This is a genomic window from Methylobacterium gossipiicola (assembly GCF_900113485.1).
GTDB lineage: Bacteria > Pseudomonadota > Alphaproteobacteria > Rhizobiales > Beijerinckiaceae > Methylobacterium > Methylobacterium gossipiicola.
This window is the reverse complement of sequence record NZ_FOPM01000038.1, coordinates 1-20,536: the sequence shown is the minus strand read 5'-3', so window position 1 is coordinate 20,536 and position 20,536 is coordinate 1. Positions and strand designations below refer to the sequence as shown.

Annotated in this window: 18 protein-coding genes; 7 read left to right on the top strand and 11 right to left on the bottom strand. The window is 68.1% G+C overall.

Features of this window, described 5'->3' with window-relative positions; translation table 11 throughout:
* The coding region (locus BM249_RS20005) for a transposase (RefSeq protein WP_143103816.1) at positions 1-271 on the bottom strand (271 nt) is incomplete at its 3' end.
* A gap of 267 nt (positions 272-538) precedes the next feature.
* Here BM249_RS20005 and BM249_RS20000 point away from each other — a divergent pair.
* The 3 genes from BM249_RS20000 to BM249_RS19990 all read left to right on the top strand — a co-directional run bounded on the left by BM249_RS20000 (position 539) and on the right by BM249_RS19990 (position 1,674).
* The gene (locus tag BM249_RS20000; protein ID WP_143103815.1) at positions 539-937 is read left to right on the top strand and encodes a hypothetical protein; all 399 of its coding nucleotides are present in this window, start codon (positions 539-541) and stop codon (positions 935-937) included.
* 90 nt (positions 938-1,027) lie between these two features.
* Positions 1,028-1,402, top strand: a complete 375-nt coding sequence (locus BM249_RS19995) for a VanZ family protein (protein ID WP_091975279.1) — start codon at positions 1,028-1,030, stop codon at positions 1,400-1,402.
* A gap of 89 nt (positions 1,403-1,491) precedes the next feature.
* Entirely contained in the window at positions 1,492-1,674 is a 183-nt protein-coding gene (locus BM249_RS19990) for a DUF3606 domain-containing protein (RefSeq protein ID WP_091975277.1), read from the top strand.
* 168 nt (positions 1,675-1,842) lie between these two features.
* Here the strand turns inward: BM249_RS19990 and BM249_RS19985 are convergent, their stop codons facing one another.
* From BM249_RS19985 to chlG, 7 genes are all read right to left on the bottom strand, one after another.
* A complete protein-coding gene (locus BM249_RS19985; protein WP_177232473.1) occupies positions 1,843-2,085 on the bottom strand; it encodes a hypothetical protein in 243 nt (80 codons plus the stop codon).
* 65 nt (positions 2,086-2,150) lie between these two features.
* Entirely contained in the window at positions 2,151-3,221 is a 1,071-nt protein-coding gene (locus tag BM249_RS19980) for a YeiH family protein (RefSeq protein ID WP_091975275.1), read from the bottom strand.
* Between the two features lie 311 nt (positions 3,222-3,532).
* A complete protein-coding gene (locus BM249_RS19975) occupies positions 3,533-4,699 on the bottom strand; it encodes a hypothetical protein (RefSeq protein WP_091975273.1) in 1,167 nt (388 codons plus the stop codon).
* 66 nt (positions 4,700-4,765) lie between these two features.
* Positions 4,766-5,494, bottom strand: a complete 729-nt coding sequence (locus BM249_RS19970; protein ID WP_091975284.1) for an amino acid ABC transporter ATP-binding protein — start codon at positions 5,492-5,494, stop codon at positions 4,766-4,768.
* Positions 5,495-5,584: 90 nt separating this feature from the next.
* A complete protein-coding gene (locus BM249_RS19965) occupies positions 5,585-6,277 on the bottom strand; it encodes an amino acid ABC transporter permease (protein WP_091975272.1) in 693 nt (230 codons plus the stop codon).
* Between the two features lie 42 nt (positions 6,278-6,319).
* The gene (locus tag BM249_RS19960; protein WP_091975271.1) at positions 6,320-7,042 is read right to left on the bottom strand and encodes an amino acid ABC transporter permease; all 723 of its coding nucleotides are present in this window, start codon (positions 7,040-7,042) and stop codon (positions 6,320-6,322) included.
* A 454-nt stretch (positions 7,043-7,496) separates the two neighbouring features.
* Positions 7,497-8,393, bottom strand: coding sequence for a chlorophyll synthase ChlG (gene chlG, locus BM249_RS19955; protein ID WP_091975270.1), 897 nt, complete (start codon positions 8,391-8,393; stop codon positions 7,497-7,499).
* 267 nt (positions 8,394-8,660) lie between these two features.
* Between chlG and BM249_RS19950 the strand changes: the two genes are divergently transcribed.
* The 4 genes from BM249_RS19950 to BM249_RS19935 all read left to right on the top strand — a co-directional run bounded on the left by BM249_RS19950 (position 8,661) and on the right by BM249_RS19935 (position 12,957).
* The gene (locus tag BM249_RS19950) at positions 8,661-10,040 is read left to right on the top strand and encodes an FAD/NAD(P)-binding protein (protein WP_091975269.1); all 1,380 of its coding nucleotides are present in this window, start codon (positions 8,661-8,663) and stop codon (positions 10,038-10,040) included.
* Positions 10,041-10,150: 110 nt separating this feature from the next.
* On the top strand, positions 10,151-10,336 hold the full coding sequence (locus tag BM249_RS19945) for a hypothetical protein (RefSeq protein ID WP_091975268.1): 186 nt from the start codon (positions 10,151-10,153) through the stop codon (positions 10,334-10,336).
* 207 nt (positions 10,337-10,543) lie between these two features.
* A complete protein-coding gene (locus BM249_RS19940; protein ID WP_091975282.1) occupies positions 10,544-10,924 on the top strand; it encodes a response regulator in 381 nt (126 codons plus the stop codon).
* 47 nt (positions 10,925-10,971) lie between these two features.
* A complete protein-coding gene (locus tag BM249_RS19935) occupies positions 10,972-12,957 on the top strand; it encodes an AI-2E family transporter (RefSeq protein ID WP_091975267.1) in 1,986 nt (661 codons plus the stop codon).
* Positions 12,958-13,220: 263 nt separating this feature from the next.
* Here the strand turns inward: BM249_RS19935 and BM249_RS19930 are convergent, their stop codons facing one another.
* From BM249_RS19930 to BM249_RS19920, 3 genes are all read right to left on the bottom strand, one after another.
* Complete coding sequence (locus BM249_RS19930) at positions 13,221-15,095, bottom strand: putative bifunctional diguanylate cyclase/phosphodiesterase (protein ID WP_177232472.1); 1,875 nt, start codon at positions 15,093-15,095, stop codon at positions 13,221-13,223.
* Positions 15,096-15,689: 594 nt separating this feature from the next.
* On the bottom strand, positions 15,690-18,653 hold the full coding sequence (locus BM249_RS19925; RefSeq protein WP_091975265.1) for a response regulator: 2,964 nt from the start codon (positions 18,651-18,653) through the stop codon (positions 15,690-15,692).
* 73 nt (positions 18,654-18,726) lie between these two features.
* Positions 18,727-20,112, bottom strand: a complete 1,386-nt coding sequence (locus tag BM249_RS19920) for a pentapeptide repeat-containing protein (protein WP_091975264.1) — start codon at positions 20,110-20,112, stop codon at positions 18,727-18,729.
* Positions 20,113-20,536: the final 424 nt, after the last annotated feature.

Below are 20,536 nucleotides of genomic sequence, written 5' to 3'. Positions count from 1 at the left end.
CGAGGAACACCATCCCGAGTTGGACGCCGCGCTCCTGCACCAGGCTGAGCAGCCGCTCCCAGACACCGGCCCGGGACCAGCGGATGAAGATCTGGGCGGCCCGCCACCACGGACCCAGTTCCTCCGGGATCGCCCGCCATTTGGCGCCGTTTCGATGCCGCCACAGGATCGCCGAGAGCGTGCGTTGCAGGTCCTGCGGCGGCGTCTTGGCCTTGGGCCGGCACGCCTCGACCAGAGGCTCCAGTTCAGACCATTGCGCGTCGCTCAGCATCGTCCCTCCCGCAATCAGAGAGACGAAAACGCAAAACGCGCCAATCCGTTCAAGCGACGACAGGCCCTAAACCCTACAATTACCGGGGTGGGTAATTACAGAACGAGCTTGAGCCGTCGCTCGCCCGTAAACCTGAACGGAGGCTGCCGATCCGCTTCAGCGTCGATGCAGCCGGGCCGGGGCAATCTAATCCTCACGGCCGGGACATCACCGGCCGAGCGAGGGCGGACCGGAGGCCGGTCTCCTCGCGGTGTCGGAGGATGGGCGATGAGACGGATGGCAACCCTCACGGTCGCGGCGCTCGTGACTGTCGGTCTCCTCGGGGCGCCGAAGGCCGAGGCTCGCGGCGGCGGAGCCATCGCCGCCGGGGTCATCGGTGGGCTCGCGGCCGGTGCCCTGCTGGGCGCCGCCCTGTCGGATGCCCACGCGGCGCCCGCTTACGGCTACGGCCGCCCGGCCCCCGTCCCGGGCGACTGGGACGAGGCGCCCCCGGTGATCCGTGATCGCCCCGCTCGGGTGGTCCGGGAATACGTCGACGAAGAGGTCCAGGTCTATCGTCGCCCCCGCCCCGTGCGGGTCTACGAGGTGGAAGAAGCCGGGTACCGCCGTGGCGGGTACGGATTCCGCCGGCATTGCGAGCGTCCATATGGGTATGGTGGCTGGTAGGCGAAGTCTCGCCCTGAGGCCCACCGGGGGCGGTCATCGAACTGTCATGATCGCCTCAGTGCCGCCCAGCTGTCCGTCCACAGGGGAGGTATGTCGAACCATACTCCGTCGAACCTCGCCCGGCCCCTTGCGTGGCTGCTCCTGGCGGCTCTGATCTTCGCCACCCTGGCCCCAATCGGGTTGCGTCCGGTGAGCGGGTTTCCGGTCGGCCTGGAGCGGTTCGGCGCGTTCGCCGCCCTCGGGTTCCTGTTCGCCTACGGTTACCCGCATCGGCGCTGGGAGGTGCTCGCTCTGGTGACCCTCGCGGGAGCCGGCCTGGAGGCGCTTCAGCTGCTGGAAGCGACACGCCACGGCCGCCCCGGAGACTTTCTCGTGAAGGCCGCGGGCGGGGGCTTCGGCGTCGCCGTGGCGATGGCTGTGACGCGGATGACGGCCCTCGCCGGGATTCCCTTGGACAGACCGTGAGGACGCGGGTCGGGCGTGCCTTCCCTCAAGGACGGCTTGATCCCTGGTGCCCCCGAGCCGACCTCCCCCTTGTGAAGGAGGGAACGGACATGGCCGGGTTGAAGGACAGGCGCGTCTTCATCAATGACGACCGCCTGGCCCCCTCCGAGCCCAAGGCCGTCATGTGTGAGATGAAGCGTTGGGGCGTGACTCAGGACCAGATCGCCACCGCGCATCGCAAAGTGGGCCGGATGGTGAAGGAGATGGCGGTCGGGCGCGGCAGGAAGCAATAGGGTTTCCCGACCGTTCGGGATTTCCCGCTCCTTCCCCGACCGCCGCTCCGGCATCGCCCATATCATCCGAACTTCGTTTGATGGCTTCGGACGGGCGGCGTTCGATTATTCTCGATCGCCGCGCGGGCTTTGGGATAGGGGCTCCGCTTCGATCGCGCGGACACCGTCTCAGCGCTCGACGCGCAGGCTTCCGACGAAACGGCGCGCGACCTCGCGCACGGCCTCGTCGTCCCGCTCGCCCTCCGGTCCCTTGTCCCAGAGATGGTCGAGGCTGGCATCCAGGCTGTCGAGGAGTTCGGGATGGCGCTCCCCGAGGAAGCGCAGGGTCCCGAACAGGAGGTGTTCGATGGCCATCTCGCGGCGGCGGGCATCCACGATCTGTCGGGCGGGGTCGGAAGCATGCTGAGTCATGGCGTCTCAACTGGCTCGCGGCGCCCGTGGTTCAGCCGCTGAACCTACCATGATGCCGCATCGGCTCAGGCGATGCCGAGGGCCTTGATGAGGAACAGGCTGGTGGCGATCAGCACGATGAGCGAGCCGGTCACCGCCGCCGTGACCCGGCCCCCGACACGGGCGAGGACGCGGATATCGACGCCGAGCCCGAGGGCCGCCATGGACACGATGGTGAGGAGGCCGGCGAGTTGCTTGAGGGGGCCGACGGCCGCGTCGGGGATCAGCCCGAGGGACCGCAGGGAGGCCAGCGCGAGGAAGCCGAGGATGAAGCCGGGTACGAGGCGCGTCGGGCTGAAGGTGGCGGGTCGGGGCGCGGCCGCGCCCTCGCGGGGCAGATGCCGGGCGATGAGCGAGAAGGCGACCACCACCGGCCCGAGCATGAGCACGCGAATGAGTTTGACCAGGGTGCCGACCTGGGTGCTCACGAGGCCCACGGGCACCGTCGCGGCGAGAACCTGCGGCACGGCGTAGACCGTGAGGCCGGCCAGCACCCCGTACTGGTTCTGCGTCAGGTCGGCCAGGGGCACGAACAGGGGCAGGCCCAGCACCATGAGCACGCCAAGGACGGCCGTGAAGGCGATGGAGGCCGCCACCTCCTCGCCGTCGGCGCCGATGACGGGCGCCACCGCCGCGATGGCGGAGTTGCCGCAGATCGCGTTGCCGCAGGCGACGAGGATCGCCATGCGGGCCGGCAGGGCGAGGAGACGGCAGATCGCGTAGCTGGCGCCGATGGTCAGCACCACGGTGCCGACGATGCCGGCCAGCAGCGCCGGGCCGGAGGCGACGAGGGCCCCGAGACTGAGGGAGGCGCCGAGCAAGGTGACGGCGAGTTCCAGCACCTGCTTGGCGCTGAAGGCGATGCCCCGGCTGAACCGTGCGCCCGGATGCCAGACGCTGCGCAGGGCGATGCCGAGGAGGATCGCGATGACCAGGGCTTCGACGTAGGGATGCGCGAAGGCCCGTTCCTCGACGGCCTGCGCCAGCATGGCAACGGTCGTGACGCCCAGACACACGAGGAGGCCCGGCAGCAGGGCCATCGATCCGCCCCCGGGGCGCCGAGGCGGATCGATGGGGGTGTGGCGATCGGGCGTCATGCGGGGCTCCTCGGCCTGGATCTTCGCGGCACGGGAAGAAATTTCCTTCGGGCGCCCTGTGTAGAGAATGGGCCTCTACCAGACTGACAAAGTTGGAAAGATGCATCCATTGATCCGGAGGCCCCCAAGCTCGAAATTAGCTCCATGAGTATCACTCCCGATTCGCGCCAGCCTGCCTTCGACCCCTTCGGTGAACCGATGGCGTCGGCCCGTGCGTGCGATCGGGCTTCCGAGCACCGGGGCTACGGCGAAACCCGTCGCGCCGCCCTCGTGTTCTGGGCCCTCGCCCTGGTGTTCCTCGCAGGGCGAATCTACCTCGATGTGGGGGCCCCGACGGGAACCTTCGCCGGCGGCCGGGCTCCGGTCACGGACACGCGGGTCGCCGCCCTGCCCTGAGGGGGCTTTCGCTTGTCCTGAGCGGGCCTGCGCCAGATCAGGCGCCCGATCGCCAGCCCGAGGCGGCGGCAGAATAGGGTGAGACCCCAACACCAGCCGAGGGCCAGCCAGACCGTCCGCACCAGTTCCATCAGCACGGCGCCGATCACCAGGGCGGCGCGGTCGAGGAGCTTGAGGACGGCCCGTGTCGCCGGTCCCAGTCCTTCTGCCAGCCGTACCGCGTGGCCGATCTCGGATGGGGCGCGGGCGACGGACAGAACCTGCATCACGCCGCGCGCGCCCATCCGGGCCTGGAGCGTGTAGGCTTGGCCGCCGAGGGCCGTCAGTTCGGCGATCGCGCCCGTGCGCAGGCCGGATCGGGCGGCGTTTCGGGCAGTGGCGAGGTCGAGGCGACCGGCGGCGGCCACCGCGACGCGCACGGCGCCGGGGTTAACGCTCTCCCGCACCATCCGTCCGAGACTTGCGGTGAGGGACCGCGACAGGCGCCCCGACTTGTGGGCCACCTTCAGCACCGTGGCGCCGCCCCGGGCGACGGCGCCGAGGCCGCCCGCATAGGTCGCGGCCGTCGCCACGAGTCCGACGCTGGCGAGCCCGAGCAGGAGCGGATCGTAGGGCTCGTCGCGCACGAGGTGGCCGCCTTCGCGGGCCAGATCGCGCAGGTCGCCCAGCCCCGTGAGGTCCGCCGCGAAGGCGCCTGCGAGGCCGATGCCGCTGTCGGCTTGGCCCGAGAGGGCACCGTCGGCGAAGGCCCGCGCCATGCGCAAGGGGGCGCCGTCGCTCATGGCTTCGATTCGGGCGCGCCGCGCAGAATCCACCGGGAGGCCGCGTTCGTCGGCGAGGGCAAGGAAGCTCCGGGCGAGGTCCTCGTCCCCCGCCGCGAGGGCGGTGTCGATCTCCCCGGCCACGCGCTCGGGCGTCGCCATGGGGGCGAGGCGCAGGCGCGCCAGGGCGGGCGGATCCTCGGCGGCCCGCAGGAGCCGCCAAGCCAGATGCGCCTGCGGCAGCAGCTCCGCCCCGCTGCCGGCGAGGAGCAGGGCCGCCACGGCGAGGCCGCCCCAGGCCAGAAGCGGTTTCCGGTTCATCCCCTGCCCGTCCGCCCCACTCCGATCACGGCCCGGCCCGAGGGCGAAGGCCCTGCCCAAGCTCTCTCAGTGCTGCAGAATCTTCGAGAGGAAGTTCTGGGCCCGCTCCGAGCGGGCATGGCCGAAGAAGTCGTCCTTCGTCGCGTCCTCGACGATCTCGCCCTTGTCCATGAAGATCACCCGGTTGGCGACCTTGCGAGCAAAACCCATCTCGTGGGTCACGCACATCATGGTCATGCCCTCGCGGGCGAGTTGGACCATGACGTCGAGGACCTCGCCGACCATCTCGGGGTCGAGGGCCGAGGTCGGCTCGTCGAAAAGCATCACGATGGGGTTCATGGCGAGCGCCCGGGCGATGGCCACGCGCTGCTGCTGACCGCCCGAGAGCTGGCCGGGGAACTTCTTGGCGTGGGCCGACAGGCCCACCCGGTCGAGGAGCGCCATGCCGGTGGAAAGGGCGGCGTCCTTGTTGCGGCCCAGCACCATGGTCTGCGCCAGGGTGAGGTTGTCGGCGATGGACAGGTGGGGAAACAGCTCGAAATGCTGGAACACCATGCCGACCCGGGCGCGGAGTTTGGGCAGATTGGTGCGCTTGTCGCGCACCGGCGTTCCGTCGACGACGATCTGGCCCTCCTGGAACGGCTCCAGGGCGTTGACGCACTTGATGAGAGTCGATTTGCCGGACCCGGACGGTCCGCAGACCACCACGACCTCGCCCTTGTTCACGGCGGTGGTGCAATTGGTCAGGACCTTGAAGTCGCCGTACCACTTGCTGACGTTGGAGAGGGCGATCATCGGGCCGGTGGAGGCCGTGGGGGCCGTCGATGTGTTCAGGGGGGCGCTCATGGGCGATCCTCGGACGTAGGATTGTGTGGGGACGGGCGGTCAGCGGATGATGGCGATCTTCTTCTGGAGCCGGCGCACCGCCAGGGAAGCCACGAAGCACACCGCGAAGTAGACGACCGCCGCGAAGAGATACATTTCCACGAGGCGGCCATCGCGCTGGGCCACCTTCGAGGCGGCGCCCAGGAAATCGGTGATCGAGAGCACGTAGACGAGCGACGTGTCCTGGAACAGCACGATGGTCTGGGTCAGCAGGATCGGTGTCATGTTGCGGAAGACCTGGGGCAGGATCACCGTCCGCATGGAGGTCCAGTAGGTCATGCCGAGCGCCTGGGCCGCCGCCGCCTGACCTTTCGGGATCGACTGGATGCCCGCGCGCATGATCTCGGAGAAGTAGGCCGCCTCGAACAGGGTGAAGGTGACGAGCGAGGAGGTGAAGGCCCCCACCGTCATCGGCCGGTCGGCCCCCGTCACCCATTGGCCGAGATACGGCACCAGGAAGTAGAACCAGAAGATCACCAGCACGAGGGGTAGGGATCGGAACAGGTTGACGTAGGTCTTGGCCACCAGGGGGATTACCGGCAGGCCCGACAGCCGCATCATGGCGATGAGGGTGCCGAGCGCGATACCGCCGATCGCGGCGAGCGCCGTCAGGGTCAGGGTGAAGCGCATGCCGTCGAGGAACAGGTACGACAGCGAGCCGGTGATGACGGAAAAGTCGAAATTGGCGAGCATTGAGAGGCTACCTCTGATGGGGCGAAGGCGAGGATGGCACCCTCAGCGGTTGCCCGGGATGGCGACGCGCCGCTCGATCCAGGACGAGATGAAGATCACGACGATGTTGATCAGCACGTAGAGCACGGTGGCGGCGGTGAACGCTTCGAACACCTGGAACGAGAATTCCTGCATGGCGCGGGCGCGGGCCGTGAGTTCGAGGAGGCCGATGGTCAGGGCCACGGACGTGTTCTTGAGGTTGTTCAGGAATTCCGAGGTCAGGGGCGGCAGGATGATGCGGTAGGCGTTGGGCAGGAGCACGTGGCGGTAGGTCTGGGCCACGGTGAGGCCCAGGGCCGTGCCGGCCATCTTCTGGCCCCGCGGCAGGGACTGGATGCCGGCCCGGACCTGCTCGGCCACGCGGGAAGCGGTGAAGAAGCCGAGGCACACCACGGCGGTGTAGAATGGCGCGTTGGGCAGCTGCTTGAGCCACGAGCCCCAGGATTCCGGCAGCACCTCAGGCAGGACGAAGTACCAGAGGAACATCTGCACCAGGAGCGGGATGTTGCGGAACAGCTCGACATAGGTGGTGCCGACGGCGTTGGCGGCCCGGTTCGGCAGGGTCCGCAGCACGCCGATGAGGGAGCCGAGCAGGAAGGCGATGACCCAGGAGCACAGGGCCGTGACGATGGTCCAGGCCAAACCGGACAGCAGCATGTCCGCGTAGGTGCCGGTGCCTTCCGGCGAGGACTCGAAGAAGATGCCCCAGTTCCAGTTGTAGTTCATCGCATCGTCTTCCTTGTGGGTGGGGCGAGGGCCGCCCCCGCGCGCGCATCGATCCGGACGCCGGACGGTCCGGCGCCCTTGGTTTCCCGGGCGGGACCGCGCGGACGGGCGGGGGCGATGCGGCCTGAATCGTCGGTGAGGGGGATCGAACGGAGAGCGGCGAAATCGGGACGGGCGCGGACGGATCCGCCTAGCATCAATCGGACCACGGCTTCACCGTCGCCGGGCGCCGCATGACCGGCACCCTCGCGTCCCGTGAGTTCTTCCCTGGCGTCTCGCATTCCGTCCGCGTCGATCCGCATCGCTCTCTTGGAGGCACGCATGGCAGCCTTGCTCCGCGCGCAGCCTTGCCGACTTCCACGACAGCGACAAGGGTTATCAAGGCTTTCAGGGGCTTGGCTGTTGTGGACGGGGAGGCGATGTCACTCGCCGTGGCGCGGTCCCGTCGCTCGCGTCAGCCCGGGGCGCGGACAGCGAAGGCGCTCGCCAGCATGCCGAGCACGTAGAGCGGCACCCCGAAGCCGCTGTACCACAGGGCCCGCTCCGGCGGATTCACCAGGAAACGGCGCATCATCACGACCTGCCCGAGGAGGAGCACCGCGACGAGGCCCGCTTCCACCGGACGACCCCAGACCACGAGGAGCGCGACCACGATTCCCTGCGGCACGGCCATGATCCAGCAGGCGACCCGCGCGGCCCGCGCCGGCCCGAGGCTGGCCGGCAGGGAGCGGATGCCCATCCGGCGGTCGCCGGCGATCGACTTGAAGTCGTTGAGGGTCATGATCCCGTGAGCACCGGCGCTGTAGAGGCCGGCGAGGATGAGGGAGGCGGCCGGCGGCAGGGCGCCGCCGAGCATCGCCGCATGTCCCGTCATCCAGGCGAGGCCCTCGTAGCAGAGCCCGCAGGCGGCGTTGCCCCACCAGCCGTTCCGCTTCAGCCGCGCGGGCGGCGCGCTGTAGGCCCAGGCCAGCGCCAGCCCCAGGAGCGCGGCGAGGAACACCCAGAGCCCGAGAGCCGCGGCCACGGCCAGCGACAGGCCGGTCCAGGCGCACGCGATGGCGAGGCCCCAGCGGCCGGGGATGCGGCCCGAGGGAATCGGCCGGTGCGGCTCGTTGATGGCGTCGACCTCCCGGTCGAACCAGTCGTTGACCGCTTGGCTCGTGGCGCAGACCAGGGGACCGGCGAGCAGGATGCCCGTGAGGGCGACGCCCCAGCGCCCCGCGAGCGGCACGCCGGAGGCGACGACACCGCACCCGAACGCCCACATGGGCGGGAACCACGTCACCGGTTTCAGCAGTTCCAGAACCGCCGCCGGGGCGGGCCGGCCGGGATGGAGCCGTGTCCCGTTCATGCGTCCCTCGCCCTTCGCGCCGCGGGCGAAGGTTAACGGAAGGCTTGGCCGTTTGGTAGGGCCGATACGGGCGGGATAGGCCGCGGTGCAAGGCGAGACCGCGTTCGGTTAAAGGAATTTTCTTCCGCGTCGGCACCCCTGAGGGAGACGGTCTTCGTCGCCTCTGTCATGAATTCTCTGAGTGATTTCCCAATCTCCCGTCTGGCCTTGTCCGGTTTAACGGACGATCCTAGTCTGGCGTCCGAACGCTGAAGTTGGACGGACAGGATGATTTCGAGGGACCCCTCGCGCCCCATCGCGGTGATCGGCGCGGGCTTCAGTGGCACCATGTGCGCCATCCAGCTCCTGGCGCGCCTCGGCCCCGAGCGGCGGGTGCTCCTGTGCGAGCGGGCGGGAACGTTCGGCCGGGGGCGGGCCTACGCCACGGGCAATCCCGACCACCTCCTCAACGTCCGCGCGACGAACATGAGCGCCTATCCCGATTGGCCCGAGCACTTCTCTGAGTGGCTCGCCACGACGGATTTCGACGCGACGGAAGCCTGCGGAATCCGCGCCACCCCTGGCGGGACCTTCGCGGCGCGCGGGCTCTACGGCCGCTACCTCACGGAGCTGCTCACCCGGGCGGTGACCGGCGGCGACGGTCCGCCGCGCCTCGACCTCGTCCACGACGCCGTCACCGACCTCGAACCGGGAGCCGGCGGCTTCACCCTGCGGACCGAGGGCGGAGCGTCGTACGCGATCGCGGGCGCCGTCCTCGCCATGGGCAATCTCGGCGCCACGGGGGCGCCGCGCAGCCGGCACGCGGCCGATCCGTGGGCGCCCGAGGGCTTCGGGCGCCTGCATCCCGACCGTCCGGTCCTCATCGTCGGCACCGGTCTGACCATGGTGGATGCGGTCGCGACCCTGCGGCGGCACGGGTTCGCCGGCCCCATCGTCGCCCTGTCGCGGCGCGGCCTTCTGCCGTGCGCCCACGCGGCGGTTCAGCCCTGGCCGATGCCGGATCTCGCCGGGGCGACGACGCTCGCCGCCCTCACGGCCCGCATCCGCAGCGAGATCGCCCGGGCGGCGGCGGCGGGCATCGGCTGGCGCGGGGTGATCGACGCCCTGCGACCGGTCACCGATCCCCTGTGGCGCAACCTGCCCGCCCCCGAGAAGGCCCGCTTCCTGCGCCATCTCCGGCCGTTCTGGGACATCCATCGTCACCGCGCCGCTCCGCCATCGGCCGCGTTCATCGCCGACGAGATCGCGCGGGGCATCCTGACGGTACGGGCGGGTCGCATCCGCACCATCACCGACACGGCGACCGAGGCCCTCGTGACCCTGCGCCCGCGCGGGGGGAGCGCGGACGAAACCGTAGCGGTCCAGTGCATCCTCGACGCCACCGGCATCGGGCGGGTGGCGGAAACCGACGATCCCCTGATCCGCCGGCTCCTGGCACGGGGCCTCGTGCGGCCGGGGCCGTTCGGCATCGGCCTCGATGCCACCCCCGACCTCCGGGCCCTCGGGGCGGCGGAAGCGGCACCCCTCTGGGTTGTCGGCCCCCTCCTGCGCGGTGTCCTGTGGGAATGCACGGCCGTGCCCGATATCCGCAACCAGGCCGCAGGCCTCGCCGACGCCGTGGCCCGGGCCCTCTCCGGCCCGGCCTGACACCGGGCGGTGCGGATCGTCCTTGCCCCGGCGGGGGGAGTCTGGGACGATCCGGGGCGGGTGCGGCGCAGCGTCCTGCCCGCCGCCTCCCCTCGCTCGAAACGGGTTCGATGCTCACCCTCGTGCTTCTCTTGGCCCTGCTGATCGTCCTCGTCGTGATGGTCGTGACCCGGCGCCATCTCGGACGTCTCGCCTCCCTGGCGACCCTGCTGGCGGCGATGCTCGGACTGATCGTGATGCAGGACAGCGGCCTGCTGCCGACGAAGCCCCTCCCCACCCCGGCGATTCACCCCTGAGGCGCCCGGTCGCGGCAGGCCCCTCGCACCTTGGGCCTGGCGCGCTCAGGTATAAAGTGCACACGGATCGGACGGGACCGTTCGTACGACTTGTGCGTTCACAGCACGGTGAAGTGTCGGGCGGTGCCGGAACGGTGCGCCCGGTCCGGAGGCGTGAACGCGGCGCGGGCGTGCGGGTCTCGTCGTGGGGGATCAGGGGGGCAGATGATGGCGAAGATCTTGCTGGTGGAAGACCATGAGGAAATCTGGGACTTCCTGTCCCGGCGCCTGAAGCGGCGTGGCTATGACGTCATCCTGGCCCATGACGGCGAGGCCGGCGTACAGCAGGCCCGCACCGCCCGACCCGACGTGATCCTCCTCGACATGAACCTGCCGATTCTCGACGGCTGGTCGGCCGCGCGGGTTCTGAAATCGGGCAGCGACACGCAGGGCATCCCGATCATCGCGCTCACCGCGCACGCCATGTCGGGCGACCGCGACAAGGCGATCCAGGCGGGCTGCAACGACTATCATCCTAAGCCCGTCGATTTCTCGAAGCTCCTGACGCAGATCAACGCCGCCGTGGGATCCCCTGCGCCCGCGGCCTGAGATCGAAGCCCCGTCGCTCCTTATCCTTCCGAGACCGTAGCGTAGCCATGAGCGACGATCCCATCACCGCCCGTCTCCTCCGGCAGGCGATGCCGGTCTTCACGACCCTGGCGTCGTGCCTCCTCGTCCTCGCCATCGCGGCGGCGCTGTATCTCGGCCGCGACATCTTCGTGCCCGTGACCCTGGCGATCCTGCTCAGCTTCGTCCTGGTGCCGGCGGTGCGTCTCCTGCGGCGTCTCCGCGTGCCGCGCGCCCTGGCGGTGATGCTGGTGGTGGGGGCCGCCTTCGGGGCGCTCCTCGGCATCGCCCTGCTCATCGCCAACGAGACGGCGCAGCTCGCCGCCGACCTGCCGCGCTATCAGGTGACCATGCGGGAGAAGATCGCTTCCCTGAAGGAAGCCACCGCCGGGAGCGGCACCCTCACGCGGGTGATCGACATGGCGCAGGACATCGGGGCGCAGCTTCAGCCGGAGATGACGGACCCGGCCGCCGAGGCCGCCAAGGCCGGAAGCCTCGACCGCCCGCTCCACGTTCAAATCGCGGCGGCCAAAGCCGGTCTGTTGGGGACCCTGAGCGCCGTCGCGACGCCCATCCTGCATCCCCTGGCCACCACCGGCCTGATCCTCATCTTCACCATCTTCATTCTCCTGCAGCGCGAGGATCTGCGCAACCGCGCCATCCGTCTGGCTGGCTCGGGGGATCTGCGCCGGACCACGGCCGCCATCGACGATGCGGTCGGCCGCCTCAGCCGGTTCTTCCTCGCCCAGCTCTGCCTCAACGTCGCGTTCGGGCTCGTCATCGGGGTCGGGCTGTGGTGGATCGGCGTGCCGAACCCGATCCTGTTCGGGGTGCTCGCCGCCATCATGCGCTTCGTGCCCTATATCGGCGCCGCCATCAGCGCGCTGCTGCCCCTCGTCGTCGCGGCGGCGGTGGATCCGGGCTGGACCATGGTGATCGCCACGGCGGCCCTGTTCCTCGTGGTCGAGCCCATCGCCGGCCACGTGGTCGAACCCCTGCTCTACGGCCATTCCACCGGGCTCTCGCCCATCGCGGTGATCCTGGCCGCGACCCTGTGGGCCTTCCTGTGGGGGCCCATCGGCCTCGTGCTCGCCACCCCCATCACCGTCTGCCTCGTGGTGCTGGGACGGCACATCGAGCGCCTGTGGTTCCTCGACGTGATCCTCGGTGACCAGCCGGCCCTGTCACCGCCGGAGATCTTCTACCAGCGCATGTTGGCGGGCGATCCGGCCGAGGCCATCGACCAGGGGGAGCTGTTCCTGAAGGCCCGCGCCCTCGTGACCTATTACGACGAGGTGGTGCTCGCGGGCCTGCTCATGGCGCAGGAGGATCTGGCGCGGGGCTCCCTCGACCGCGAACGCCAGGACGAGGTCGGCGCCTCGCTTCGCACGGTGGTGACGCGCCTCGGCACCCGGCCCGCGCGCTTGACCAAGACCGGGCGGGCGAAAAGCGGGCGGGCGAAGACCGGCAACCGCGAGACCTCGGCGGCCGTGGCCGCCGTCGGCCCGGATCGTCAGGTCGCCGCCATCGTCCGCAGCCCGGCCGACCTCGCCCCGGGCTGGCGGGGTCCCCGCCCCGTCCTATGCGTGTCGAGCCGCGGCCCGTTCGACGAGGCCGCTACCCTGATGCTGAGTCAGATTCTGGGCCAGCACGGTCTGGCCGCCCAGGTCATCTCCATGGCGGCCCTGCGCCAGGGCGAGCGACCCGCCGTGACGGAGGGCATCGCCATGGTGTGCTTCTCCTATCTGGAGCCGATCAGCCTGTCGCAGATCCGCCTCAACGTCCGCCAGGCGCGTCAGGCGATTCCCGGCGTGAAGGTGATGGTCGGCTTCTGGCGTGAGCGCGATCCGGCCACCCTGGAACGCCTGCGCCGCACGATCTCCGCCGACGTGCTGGTGACCTCACTCAACGGGGCGCTCGATGCGGCTCTGCGGTTCTCGGAGCGGCGGGCCGAGGTGATCGACGTGCCGGCACCGGCGGGGCCGCTTCTGGCCGGTGCGCCCGTGCCGGCTTGAGGCCGGGCCACCTACTCCGCTCTACGGCCCTGGGGAAGGCGCGTTTTCCTTCGTCGACCGGCCTTCCCTTCGGCGGACAATACGCTCGGCTCCCCTCGGACTATCCGCGTCAAGGCGTCTTGAAGCGGAGACCTCGGACTGGGAGGGATGATTCTCGGCGGGCCTGCTTCGGGGCTTTGAGGCTCAGATGCGGATTGAGATCGGATATCGACAGTGCCAATGGACTGTGCGCGATGTCTATCGAGACGCCAAGAATGGAATTTCTACCTTGCGTGATAGGTTCCGGTTTTGGCGTTGATTGGCTGAGGTCCTATGACATTTTGTAGATCGTATAAAGAGATTGGGCGCCCGATATAGTATCCCTGACCGAACAGGCATCCGCACCGCTTGACCGCAGCAAGTTGCTCAGCCGTCTCGATGCCTTCGACAATGCTGACTAAACCGAGGCCGTGGCATAAATCTGCGATGCTTGCAATAATTCTTCTCCCGTGATTGGTATCGATTTTAGAAACAAAGCTTCGATCGATCTTGATTTTATCAAACGACATTTGATGAAGATAGCTGAAACTCGAGTAGCCCGTGCCGAAGTCATCGAGTGCAATTTGAGCGCCGCTATCCTTCAAGGCTTTGATAGCTCGCTGAGCGAGTTCAAAGTCGCGTATGAGGGCCGTTTCAGTGAGCTCGAACGTCAAGCGCCGTGGGTCGAGATCGCTCGCCCGAACAGCCGCAACAATCGCCATGACGGTGTCATGCGATGATAGATCGTGGGCGGAGAGATTGAACGAAACGCCGATCTCCGACGGGATCGCTGCGGAATCCTGGAGCAACTTGCCGAGCAGCATCATCGTCAGTGCATGCATGATGCCGCAGCGTTCGGCTGCGGAGATAAAACGACCGGGAGGCACGTCCCCCAAAGCCGGGCTGCGCCACCGAGCAAGGGCCTCGACGGCCGTGATCCGACCTGTTGCGATATCCGCAATCGGTTGGTAGGCGAGGCTAAGTTCATCCGCTAATTTTGCGCTTCTCAGTCCGGTCTCGATCGCTTGCTCTGCCAAGAGCTCCCGTTCGTGTTGATTGGAAAAAACGGTCACATCATTGCGAAAATGATCTTTCCCATAGTATAGAGCATAGTCAGCGCGCTCGAACAGTTTGTTGCCTTCTTTGAAAGCATTCTTTGTTTCTGCGGCGCCGCAGGTGCAACTCGTGGTCAGATCGAATCCTCCCACATGGATAGGCTGTTGAAGCACATCGCAGATGCTTCTGCAGAACGCGGCAAGATTGGAAATTGCCTTCTCCGATGAGACGATGAGGCCGAACTCGTCGCCACCAAGGCGTCCAACGATGATGTCCGTCCGCGCAAAGACGTTCAAGCGTCGTCCGATCTCGATCAGGACGATGTCGCCGTACTGGTGGCCGAAGGTGTCGTTGATGGGCTTGAAACGATCGAGATCAAAGAGTGCCAAGGCACAGTAGCCGCTCCGTTCGTTGGCGCAGAGATCCTGTAGTTTTTCAAAGAACTGTCTCCGGTTTGGTAGATTCGTGAGGCTATCGGTCAAGGCCTGCTGTCGAGTCATCTGGTGCAGGCGGTCGGCTTCCGACTGCGCTTCGACCATGTGCGCGAAACTTTCGAAGCTTCCGCGCACCACGCGGACGATAACCGCGATGACGAGTGCAACGTTGATGGCGATGGCAATCGAGACCAAGTTGGCCTGGGCGATGTAGAAGGGTAGAAACAGGACCATCATGAGGCCGACCATGAGGTAGGCGGCAACGGGAAGGTGCGTGAGACAGAGGACGCACCCAATCACCGTGATCGCGGCGAAAACGGTGACGTGACCATGCTCGTTGGGCCCTCCGAACTCATACAGCGACATGCCCCATAGACTGAAGGGCACCGTGAACAACGTGGTGACAATGATCGTCCGGTTGAGCTTGCGAGTCGCCTCAAGCTCGCTCATCTGCGACGGTTCCATTCGTCGCCATCGCGCGATGCGGAAGAGACAGGACAGTACCAACAGGCCGGGAACCGCAACGGTGAGGTACGTCGGTGCCAAGGAATAGTGGGTGATTGCAAGCGCGATAGCGTTTACGGAGAGAAGCCCATAGAGACTCGGGATCTGCTTCTTGAGTTCGCTCAATTGCTTCGTCGATGATAGGCGGCGATCTCCGACTGCCGAAGCCCAGAATCCCTGAAGAAGCGCCCTGATGCTCATCATCTGCCGCACAGTCCCAGTGCAATTCGAGACGTGAAATATAGAGTGCTCTTTTGCTTCAGCGCCCCTCAAGGGTAGGTGCGCCTATCGGCAGGAGCATGGAAGTTTTGATATATTTTCGTGAAATTGATAAATGTTTAAAATGAACTATCGATGATGGCCCGCGCCGATTCGCGCTTTATGGCTTGTTTAATTTGGTTCTGCGTTAGCGAATATTGATATTCTTGCGCGATGGCGTGGATCATTTGAGGTCTCATTCCATGCCATGCGAGCCTGTCGTCGCGCGCGACGATGCGACCGGACATGCCTTCGAGCGACGGTGCGGGCCGCCGCCGGCCGGGATGCCAAGGCAGTGAAGGCGGTGTCACGCGACGAGGGGCCGGCTCCGTTCGGAGCCGGCTCGGGAGATGCCGGGAAACCGACCTGCTTCTGCAAAGCCTGGGATTTTCCCGGCGTCCCCCGTCTCCCGCTCGCCCCCCGGAAGCGGTGGTCAAGCCGCATCCGCGCGGGGAACGTGCCTCACCCGCCCGGCGCGACGAGCGAACGGAGCGATTCCGACAGGTCGTTGAGGCTGAGGCGTCCCTTCTGCAGCACCCGGTCGGCTTGGCCCGCGAGGCGGCGGCGGTCCTCGGCGGTGACGTCCTTGGCGGTGAGCACCACCACGGGGATGTCGCGCCAGTCGGGCTTGGCCCGCAGGGCCCGGAGGAAGCCGAACCCGTCCATCTCCGGCATCATCAGGTCGAGGAGGATGAGGCAGGGTTTCTTCGCCGCCGTCGCCTCGAGGCCGGCGATGCCGTTCTCGGCGCTGGCGACCCGCCAGCCCTCACGGGTGAGCATCGCGGCCATGCGCTCGCGGGCATCGGGATCGTCGTCGATGATGAGCACCGGCCCTTCCGTGTCGGAGGGCTTGAACCGCTCCATGGCGGTCTTCAGCTGACCCCACTCGATGGGCTTCTGCAGGTAGTCCGTGGCGCCGAGCGAGAAGGCGAGGTTCTGCTCGTCGAGGACCGTCACCATGATGATCGGCGTTGCGCCGAGATCCGGATCGGCCCGCAGGGTGCGCAAAACCGACCAGCCGTCCATGCGCGGCATGGTGACGTCGAGGAGGATCACCCGGGGGCGCAGGGCCCGGGCGCGCTCGACGCCCTCCCGGCCATCGCTCGCCGTCGCCACCGTGAAGCCGTCCCGTTCGAGGAAGCGGGCAAGGAGGTCGCGGGTGGAGGCATCGTCGTCGATGATGAGGACCTGACCGCCCGTGGCCGTCTCGGGCAGGGGCAGGCGGCTCGCCGCGTGCGCGCCGGCGTGTCCGATGGCCTCCAGCGGCGAGGTGCTGACGTACCGGGCCGGCACCCGCAGGGTGAAGGTGGTGCCCGCCCCTTCCTCGCTCGTCACTTCGATGATCCCGCCCAGCATCTCCGCGAAGGCGCGGGTGATGGCCAGACCGAGGCCGGTGCCGCCGAAGCGCCGCGTCGTCGAGGCGTCGGCCTGGGTGAAGCGCTGGAACAGCTTGGCCTGCTGCTCGGGGTTCATCCCGATGCCCGTGTCGGCGACACTGAAGCTCAGCCAGCCCGTGCCGCTCGCCTCGCTGCGGGTGGCCGAGAGGGTGATGCGGCCGCCTTCCGTGAACTTCGCGGCGTTGCTGAGGAGGTTGATGAGGCACTGGCGCAGTTTGGTCTGGTCCGTGTGGGCCTCGCCGAGATCGTCGCCGATCTCCAGGGCCAACGTGTTGTCCTTCTTGTCGACGAGGGACTCGACGGTGGAGGCGACGTCACGCACGATTTCGGAGACGGAGAAGGTCTCGGCATAGACCTCCATCCGCTCGGCCTCGATCTTGGACAGATCGAGGACGTCGTTGATGAGACCGAGGAGGTGGCGCGCGTTCGCCTCGATCTTGCGCATGTCGACGAGGAGGCTCTCCTCGCCGAGATCTTCGATCTCCTCCTGCAGCATCTCCGAATAGCCGATGACGGCCGAGAGCGGCGTGCGCAGCTCGTGGCTCATGTTGGCGAGGAACTGGCTTTTGGCCCGGTTGGCCTCCTCGGCGGCGTCCTTGGCGGCTTCCAGCGCCAGTTCGGCCTCCTTGCGCGCGGTGACGTCGGTATGGGTGCCCACCCACTCGCGAATGCTTCCGTTTTCCTCGAGGATCGGAACCGCGCGGGCGGCCATGATCCGCCAGATGCCGTCGTGGCGGCGGATGCGATGCTCGATCTCGTAGGCGGAGAGGCTCTCCACGGCCTTCAGCCAGGTCGCGTTGGTGCGCTCGCGGTCGTCGGGATGGATCGCCTCGAGCCAGCCGGCCCCGGCGGCCGCCTGCGGTGTCTGGCCGGTGAAGCGGGTCCACTCCGAGGGGGTCACCTCGAAGCTGCCCTCCGGCGTCGTCGTCCAGACGATGGCGCTGGTGGCTTCCGTGAGCGAGCGGAAGCGCTCCTCGCTGTGGCGCATCCGTTCCTCGGAGAGTTTGCGCATCGTCTCGTCGGAGACGACGAGGCCGACGCCCTCGGCCTGGGCATCGCCCGCCCCGCTCAGCCCCCGCAGGGGATAGAAGCTCATGAGGAAATGGCGCACCCCGCGCGGGGCGCTCGGCGTCGGCACGGCGACGTCGACGTTGGTGGTGACGAGGCCCTCGTCGCGGGCGGCGCGCAGTTTCGGGAACAGCTGTTCCTGCAGGGCCGGCAGGGCGGCCCAGATCGGCGCGCCGAGTTCGGCGCCGAAGCCGCGCTCGTTCATGGTGGCGAGCGCCCGGTTCATGTGGCGGATGCTCAAGTCGCGGTCGAGGAAGCCGAGGCCCACGGGGGCGTTGGCGAACACCCCGTCGAGCAGGACGGCCATGCGCTGCTCCTCGCGCCGCCGAACCAGGGCGAGGCGGCCGAGGATGCCCACGGCGCCCAGGGCCGACAGGATCGAGACGAGGAGGAGGACGAGGGACCAGGTCCGGTCCTGTCCCTCGACCTCGGCCAGGGTCAGGTTGGCTCGCTCCTGAAGTCCCTTCGTGGCCGTGCGGACGGCATCCATGGTGCGCTTGCCCTCGCCGGTCCGGGCCAGGGCCACGGCGGCGTCGTAGCCCTCGCCCCGACGCACGGCGATGACCCGCGCGGCGAAATCGCGCTTGGCCTCCACGAGGGTGCGCAGGCGTTCGGAGGCCGAGCCATCCCGGGTCAGTCCCGCGATGGCGTCGAGCTGGCCGGCGAGGCTGCCCTGGGCGGCGTTGTAGGGCTCGAGGTACTCTTCCGATCCGAACAGCATGTAGCCGCGCATGCCGGTCTCGAGCTCCACCATGTTGGCGAGCAGCCGGTCGGTGAGGGTCAGGAGGGTGTGCTCGCGCGAGACCTCCGCCCGCCGCGCCTCGCCCATGGCGTAGTTCGCGATGCCCGCCGCCACGGCAATGCCGAGGAGCACGAGGGCGACGGGGGAGCTCGGCAGGCCGGCGAAGCGGCGCCGCTCGCGCCGGCCGGCATCGGGGCGCGAAGGTGAAGCGAGGGGCATTGGAACCTTGAAGAAAGGATCGGGACGGGTGTGGCGGCGCGGGATTCGGAAAAACCGGCCCTCGCCGAACGCGTCAGCGTCGCAGGCGGTTGCCGAGGATGAAGCCGAACAGGCCCATGAGGATGATGCCGGCGGCGCCTTCGATGCCGACCAGCAGGTTGGTGACCCGTCCGATGGGCTTGATACCGATCTCGGGCGGGTTCGCCGTCATCATGTTGAGGGCGCTGTAGCTCACGAGGTCGAGGACGTTGTAGGTCGGGCTGCCGTCGCCACCCTCGCGGACGAGCCCCCCGGCGAGGCCGTAGAGGGCCGCGAACAAGCCGATGACGAGGACGAAGGCGCGGGTGATCCGCGACAGACTCTCGCCGTAATCGCACAGCCACTCGACGAAGCGGTCGGCGACCCATTGGTAGCCGTACCGGGCGAGATCCCGGCCGTTGCGCGCCCGCCAGGCCGCGCGGGCCTCGGCACCCGCCTGGAACCGGCCCATGCGGCGGCCGCGCTTGTACGCCCAACTCGCCTCGTCATGGGCGCCGATGCTCTTGAAGTTCTGTTCGAGGGCGAGGTAGCTCGCTTGCGCGGCCTTGTACTCGCCGGCGATCTCCTCGCCGACGGCGCCGTCGAGCTGCGCGGCCCGCATCCGGGTGCCGTTGAGCCAGGCGCCGGCGAAACGCACGTGCCGCAGGGAGCAGGTCGAGAGGTTGAGCCGGACGAGGCTGGTCTCCGAGAAATCGGCGCCGTCGAGGATCGCGCCGTCGAGCTTGACCCCCGTGAGGTTCGCCCCCCGCAGGCGCGAATCCGTGAGGTTGGCCTTCTTTAGGCTGGCGCCCTCGAAATCCGCGTAGGTGAGATTGACGTTGCCGAGCTTGGCCTCGTCGAGGCGGGCGCCGCGGAAGACGGTATAATCCGCATCCGCCCCGGTGAAATCGGCGCCCCACAGGTCGGCCCCGGTGAAGTCCGCCCCGTCGAGAAGCGTGCGGCGCAGCTTGGCGAACCGCATGGCGGCCTGGCCGAAGCGCGCATCCTCCAGCATGGCTTCGTCGAAATTGGCTTCGCCCCCGGCGATCCCGGTAAAATGCGCCCCGCTGAGATCGGCGCCGCCGAGATCGGCTTCTTCCAGGATCGCCCCATCGAAGCGGGCCGACCGCGCGAGAGCCCCGGACAGGCGCGCCCCCGCGAGATTGGCGCCGGACAGGACCGTTTCCTCCAGGACCGCGTCGCCGAGATCGGCATTGGCGAGGCGCAGGCCGTCCTGCTCGGCATCCCACCAAATCGCCCTTGCGCCGGCCTCCACCCGTTCTCCATCCGTGGAGCGACCGAGGCGAAGGCTCTTCAGGTCGATGCCTCGGCAATCGAGGCGGCCCGCCGGGGCTGCCTGCTTCGCGAAGGCGGCGATGCGATCGAGAAAGGAGACCGCGCGCGGATCGGCATCGGTCAGGAGATCGGCGTCCGGCGCCATCCCTGCGGGGAGGATGCGGGGGACGCCCGATTGATCCGTCAAGGCAGGTCTCTTTCGTTCCGGGCACGGGTCCAGGTTATGATCCGCGACCGAGGGTCGACGGGCATACACTCCAGCGGTGTTCACTTGGGCCCAACGGCTGTCAAACCCGAACAGCGTCGCGCCCCCTCCCCTGCTCGATCGGCGCGGCGGAGCCCGACAAACGACGGGGCGGGCACCCCATCCGCTGGGTCGAGCTTCGTTTCCATGCGTTTTCAGCGTCTTACGGCCGCCTGTCACGGAACCTTCTCGAAAATCGCATCGGTTCGTCATTTGGGCGTTGACGGGCGGGGGTTGGGCCTCTAGAAGCCTGTTCATCGGCGGCGGCCAGCGGGTCTTTCGGGACTGGCGGGGCGGGTTGGCCGGTCATCTCGGAGATGTTGCG

Excerpts from the sequence above, each read along its gene's own strand:
- BM249_RS19985 (WP_177232473.1), bottom strand. The coding sequence starts at position 2,085 with ATGACTCAGCATGCTTCCGACCCCGCCCGACAGATCGTGGATGCCCGC.
- BM249_RS19935 (WP_091975267.1), top strand. The coding sequence starts at position 10,972 with ATGAGCGACGATCCCATCACCGCCCGTCTCCTCCGGCAGGCGATGCCG.
- BM249_RS19995 (WP_091975279.1), top strand. The coding sequence starts at position 1,028 with ATGTCGAACCATACTCCGTCGAACCTCGCCCGGCCCCTTGCGTGGCTG.
- BM249_RS19940 (WP_091975282.1), top strand. The coding sequence starts at position 10,544 with ATGGCGAAGATCTTGCTGGTGGAAGACCATGAGGAAATCTGGGACTTC.
- BM249_RS19925 (WP_091975265.1), bottom strand. The coding sequence starts at position 18,653 with ATGCCCCTCGCTTCACCTTCGCGCCCCGATGCCGGCCGGCGCGAGCGG.
- BM249_RS19950 (WP_091975269.1), top strand. The coding sequence starts at position 8,661 with ATGATTTCGAGGGACCCCTCGCGCCCCATCGCGGTGATCGGCGCGGGC.
- BM249_RS19965 (WP_091975272.1), bottom strand. The coding sequence starts at position 6,277 with ATGCTCGCCAATTTCGACTTTTCCGTCATCACCGGCTCGCTGTCGTAC.
- BM249_RS19990 (WP_091975277.1), top strand. The coding sequence starts at position 1,492 with ATGGCCGGGTTGAAGGACAGGCGCGTCTTCATCAATGACGACCGCCTG.
- chlG (WP_091975270.1), bottom strand. The coding sequence starts at position 8,393 with ATGAACGGGACACGGCTCCATCCCGGCCGGCCCGCCCCGGCGGCGGTT.
- BM249_RS20000 (WP_143103815.1), top strand. The coding sequence starts at position 539 with ATGAGACGGATGGCAACCCTCACGGTCGCGGCGCTCGTGACTGTCGGT.
- BM249_RS19945 (WP_091975268.1), top strand. The coding sequence starts at position 10,151 with ATGCTCACCCTCGTGCTTCTCTTGGCCCTGCTGATCGTCCTCGTCGTG.
- BM249_RS19970 (WP_091975284.1), bottom strand. The coding sequence starts at position 5,494 with ATGATCGCCCTCTCCAACGTCAGCAAGTGGTACGGCGACTTCAAGGTC.
- BM249_RS19960 (WP_091975271.1), bottom strand. The coding sequence starts at position 7,042 with ATGAACTACAACTGGAACTGGGGCATCTTCTTCGAGTCCTCGCCGGAA.
- BM249_RS19975 (WP_091975273.1), bottom strand. The coding sequence starts at position 4,699 with ATGAACCGGAAACCGCTTCTGGCCTGGGGCGGCCTCGCCGTGGCGGCC.
- BM249_RS19920 (WP_091975264.1), bottom strand. The coding sequence starts at position 20,112 with ATGGCGCCGGACGCCGATCTCCTGACCGATGCCGATCCGCGCGCGGTC.
- BM249_RS19980 (WP_091975275.1), bottom strand. The coding sequence starts at position 3,221 with ATGACGCCCGATCGCCACACCCCCATCGATCCGCCTCGGCGCCCCGGG.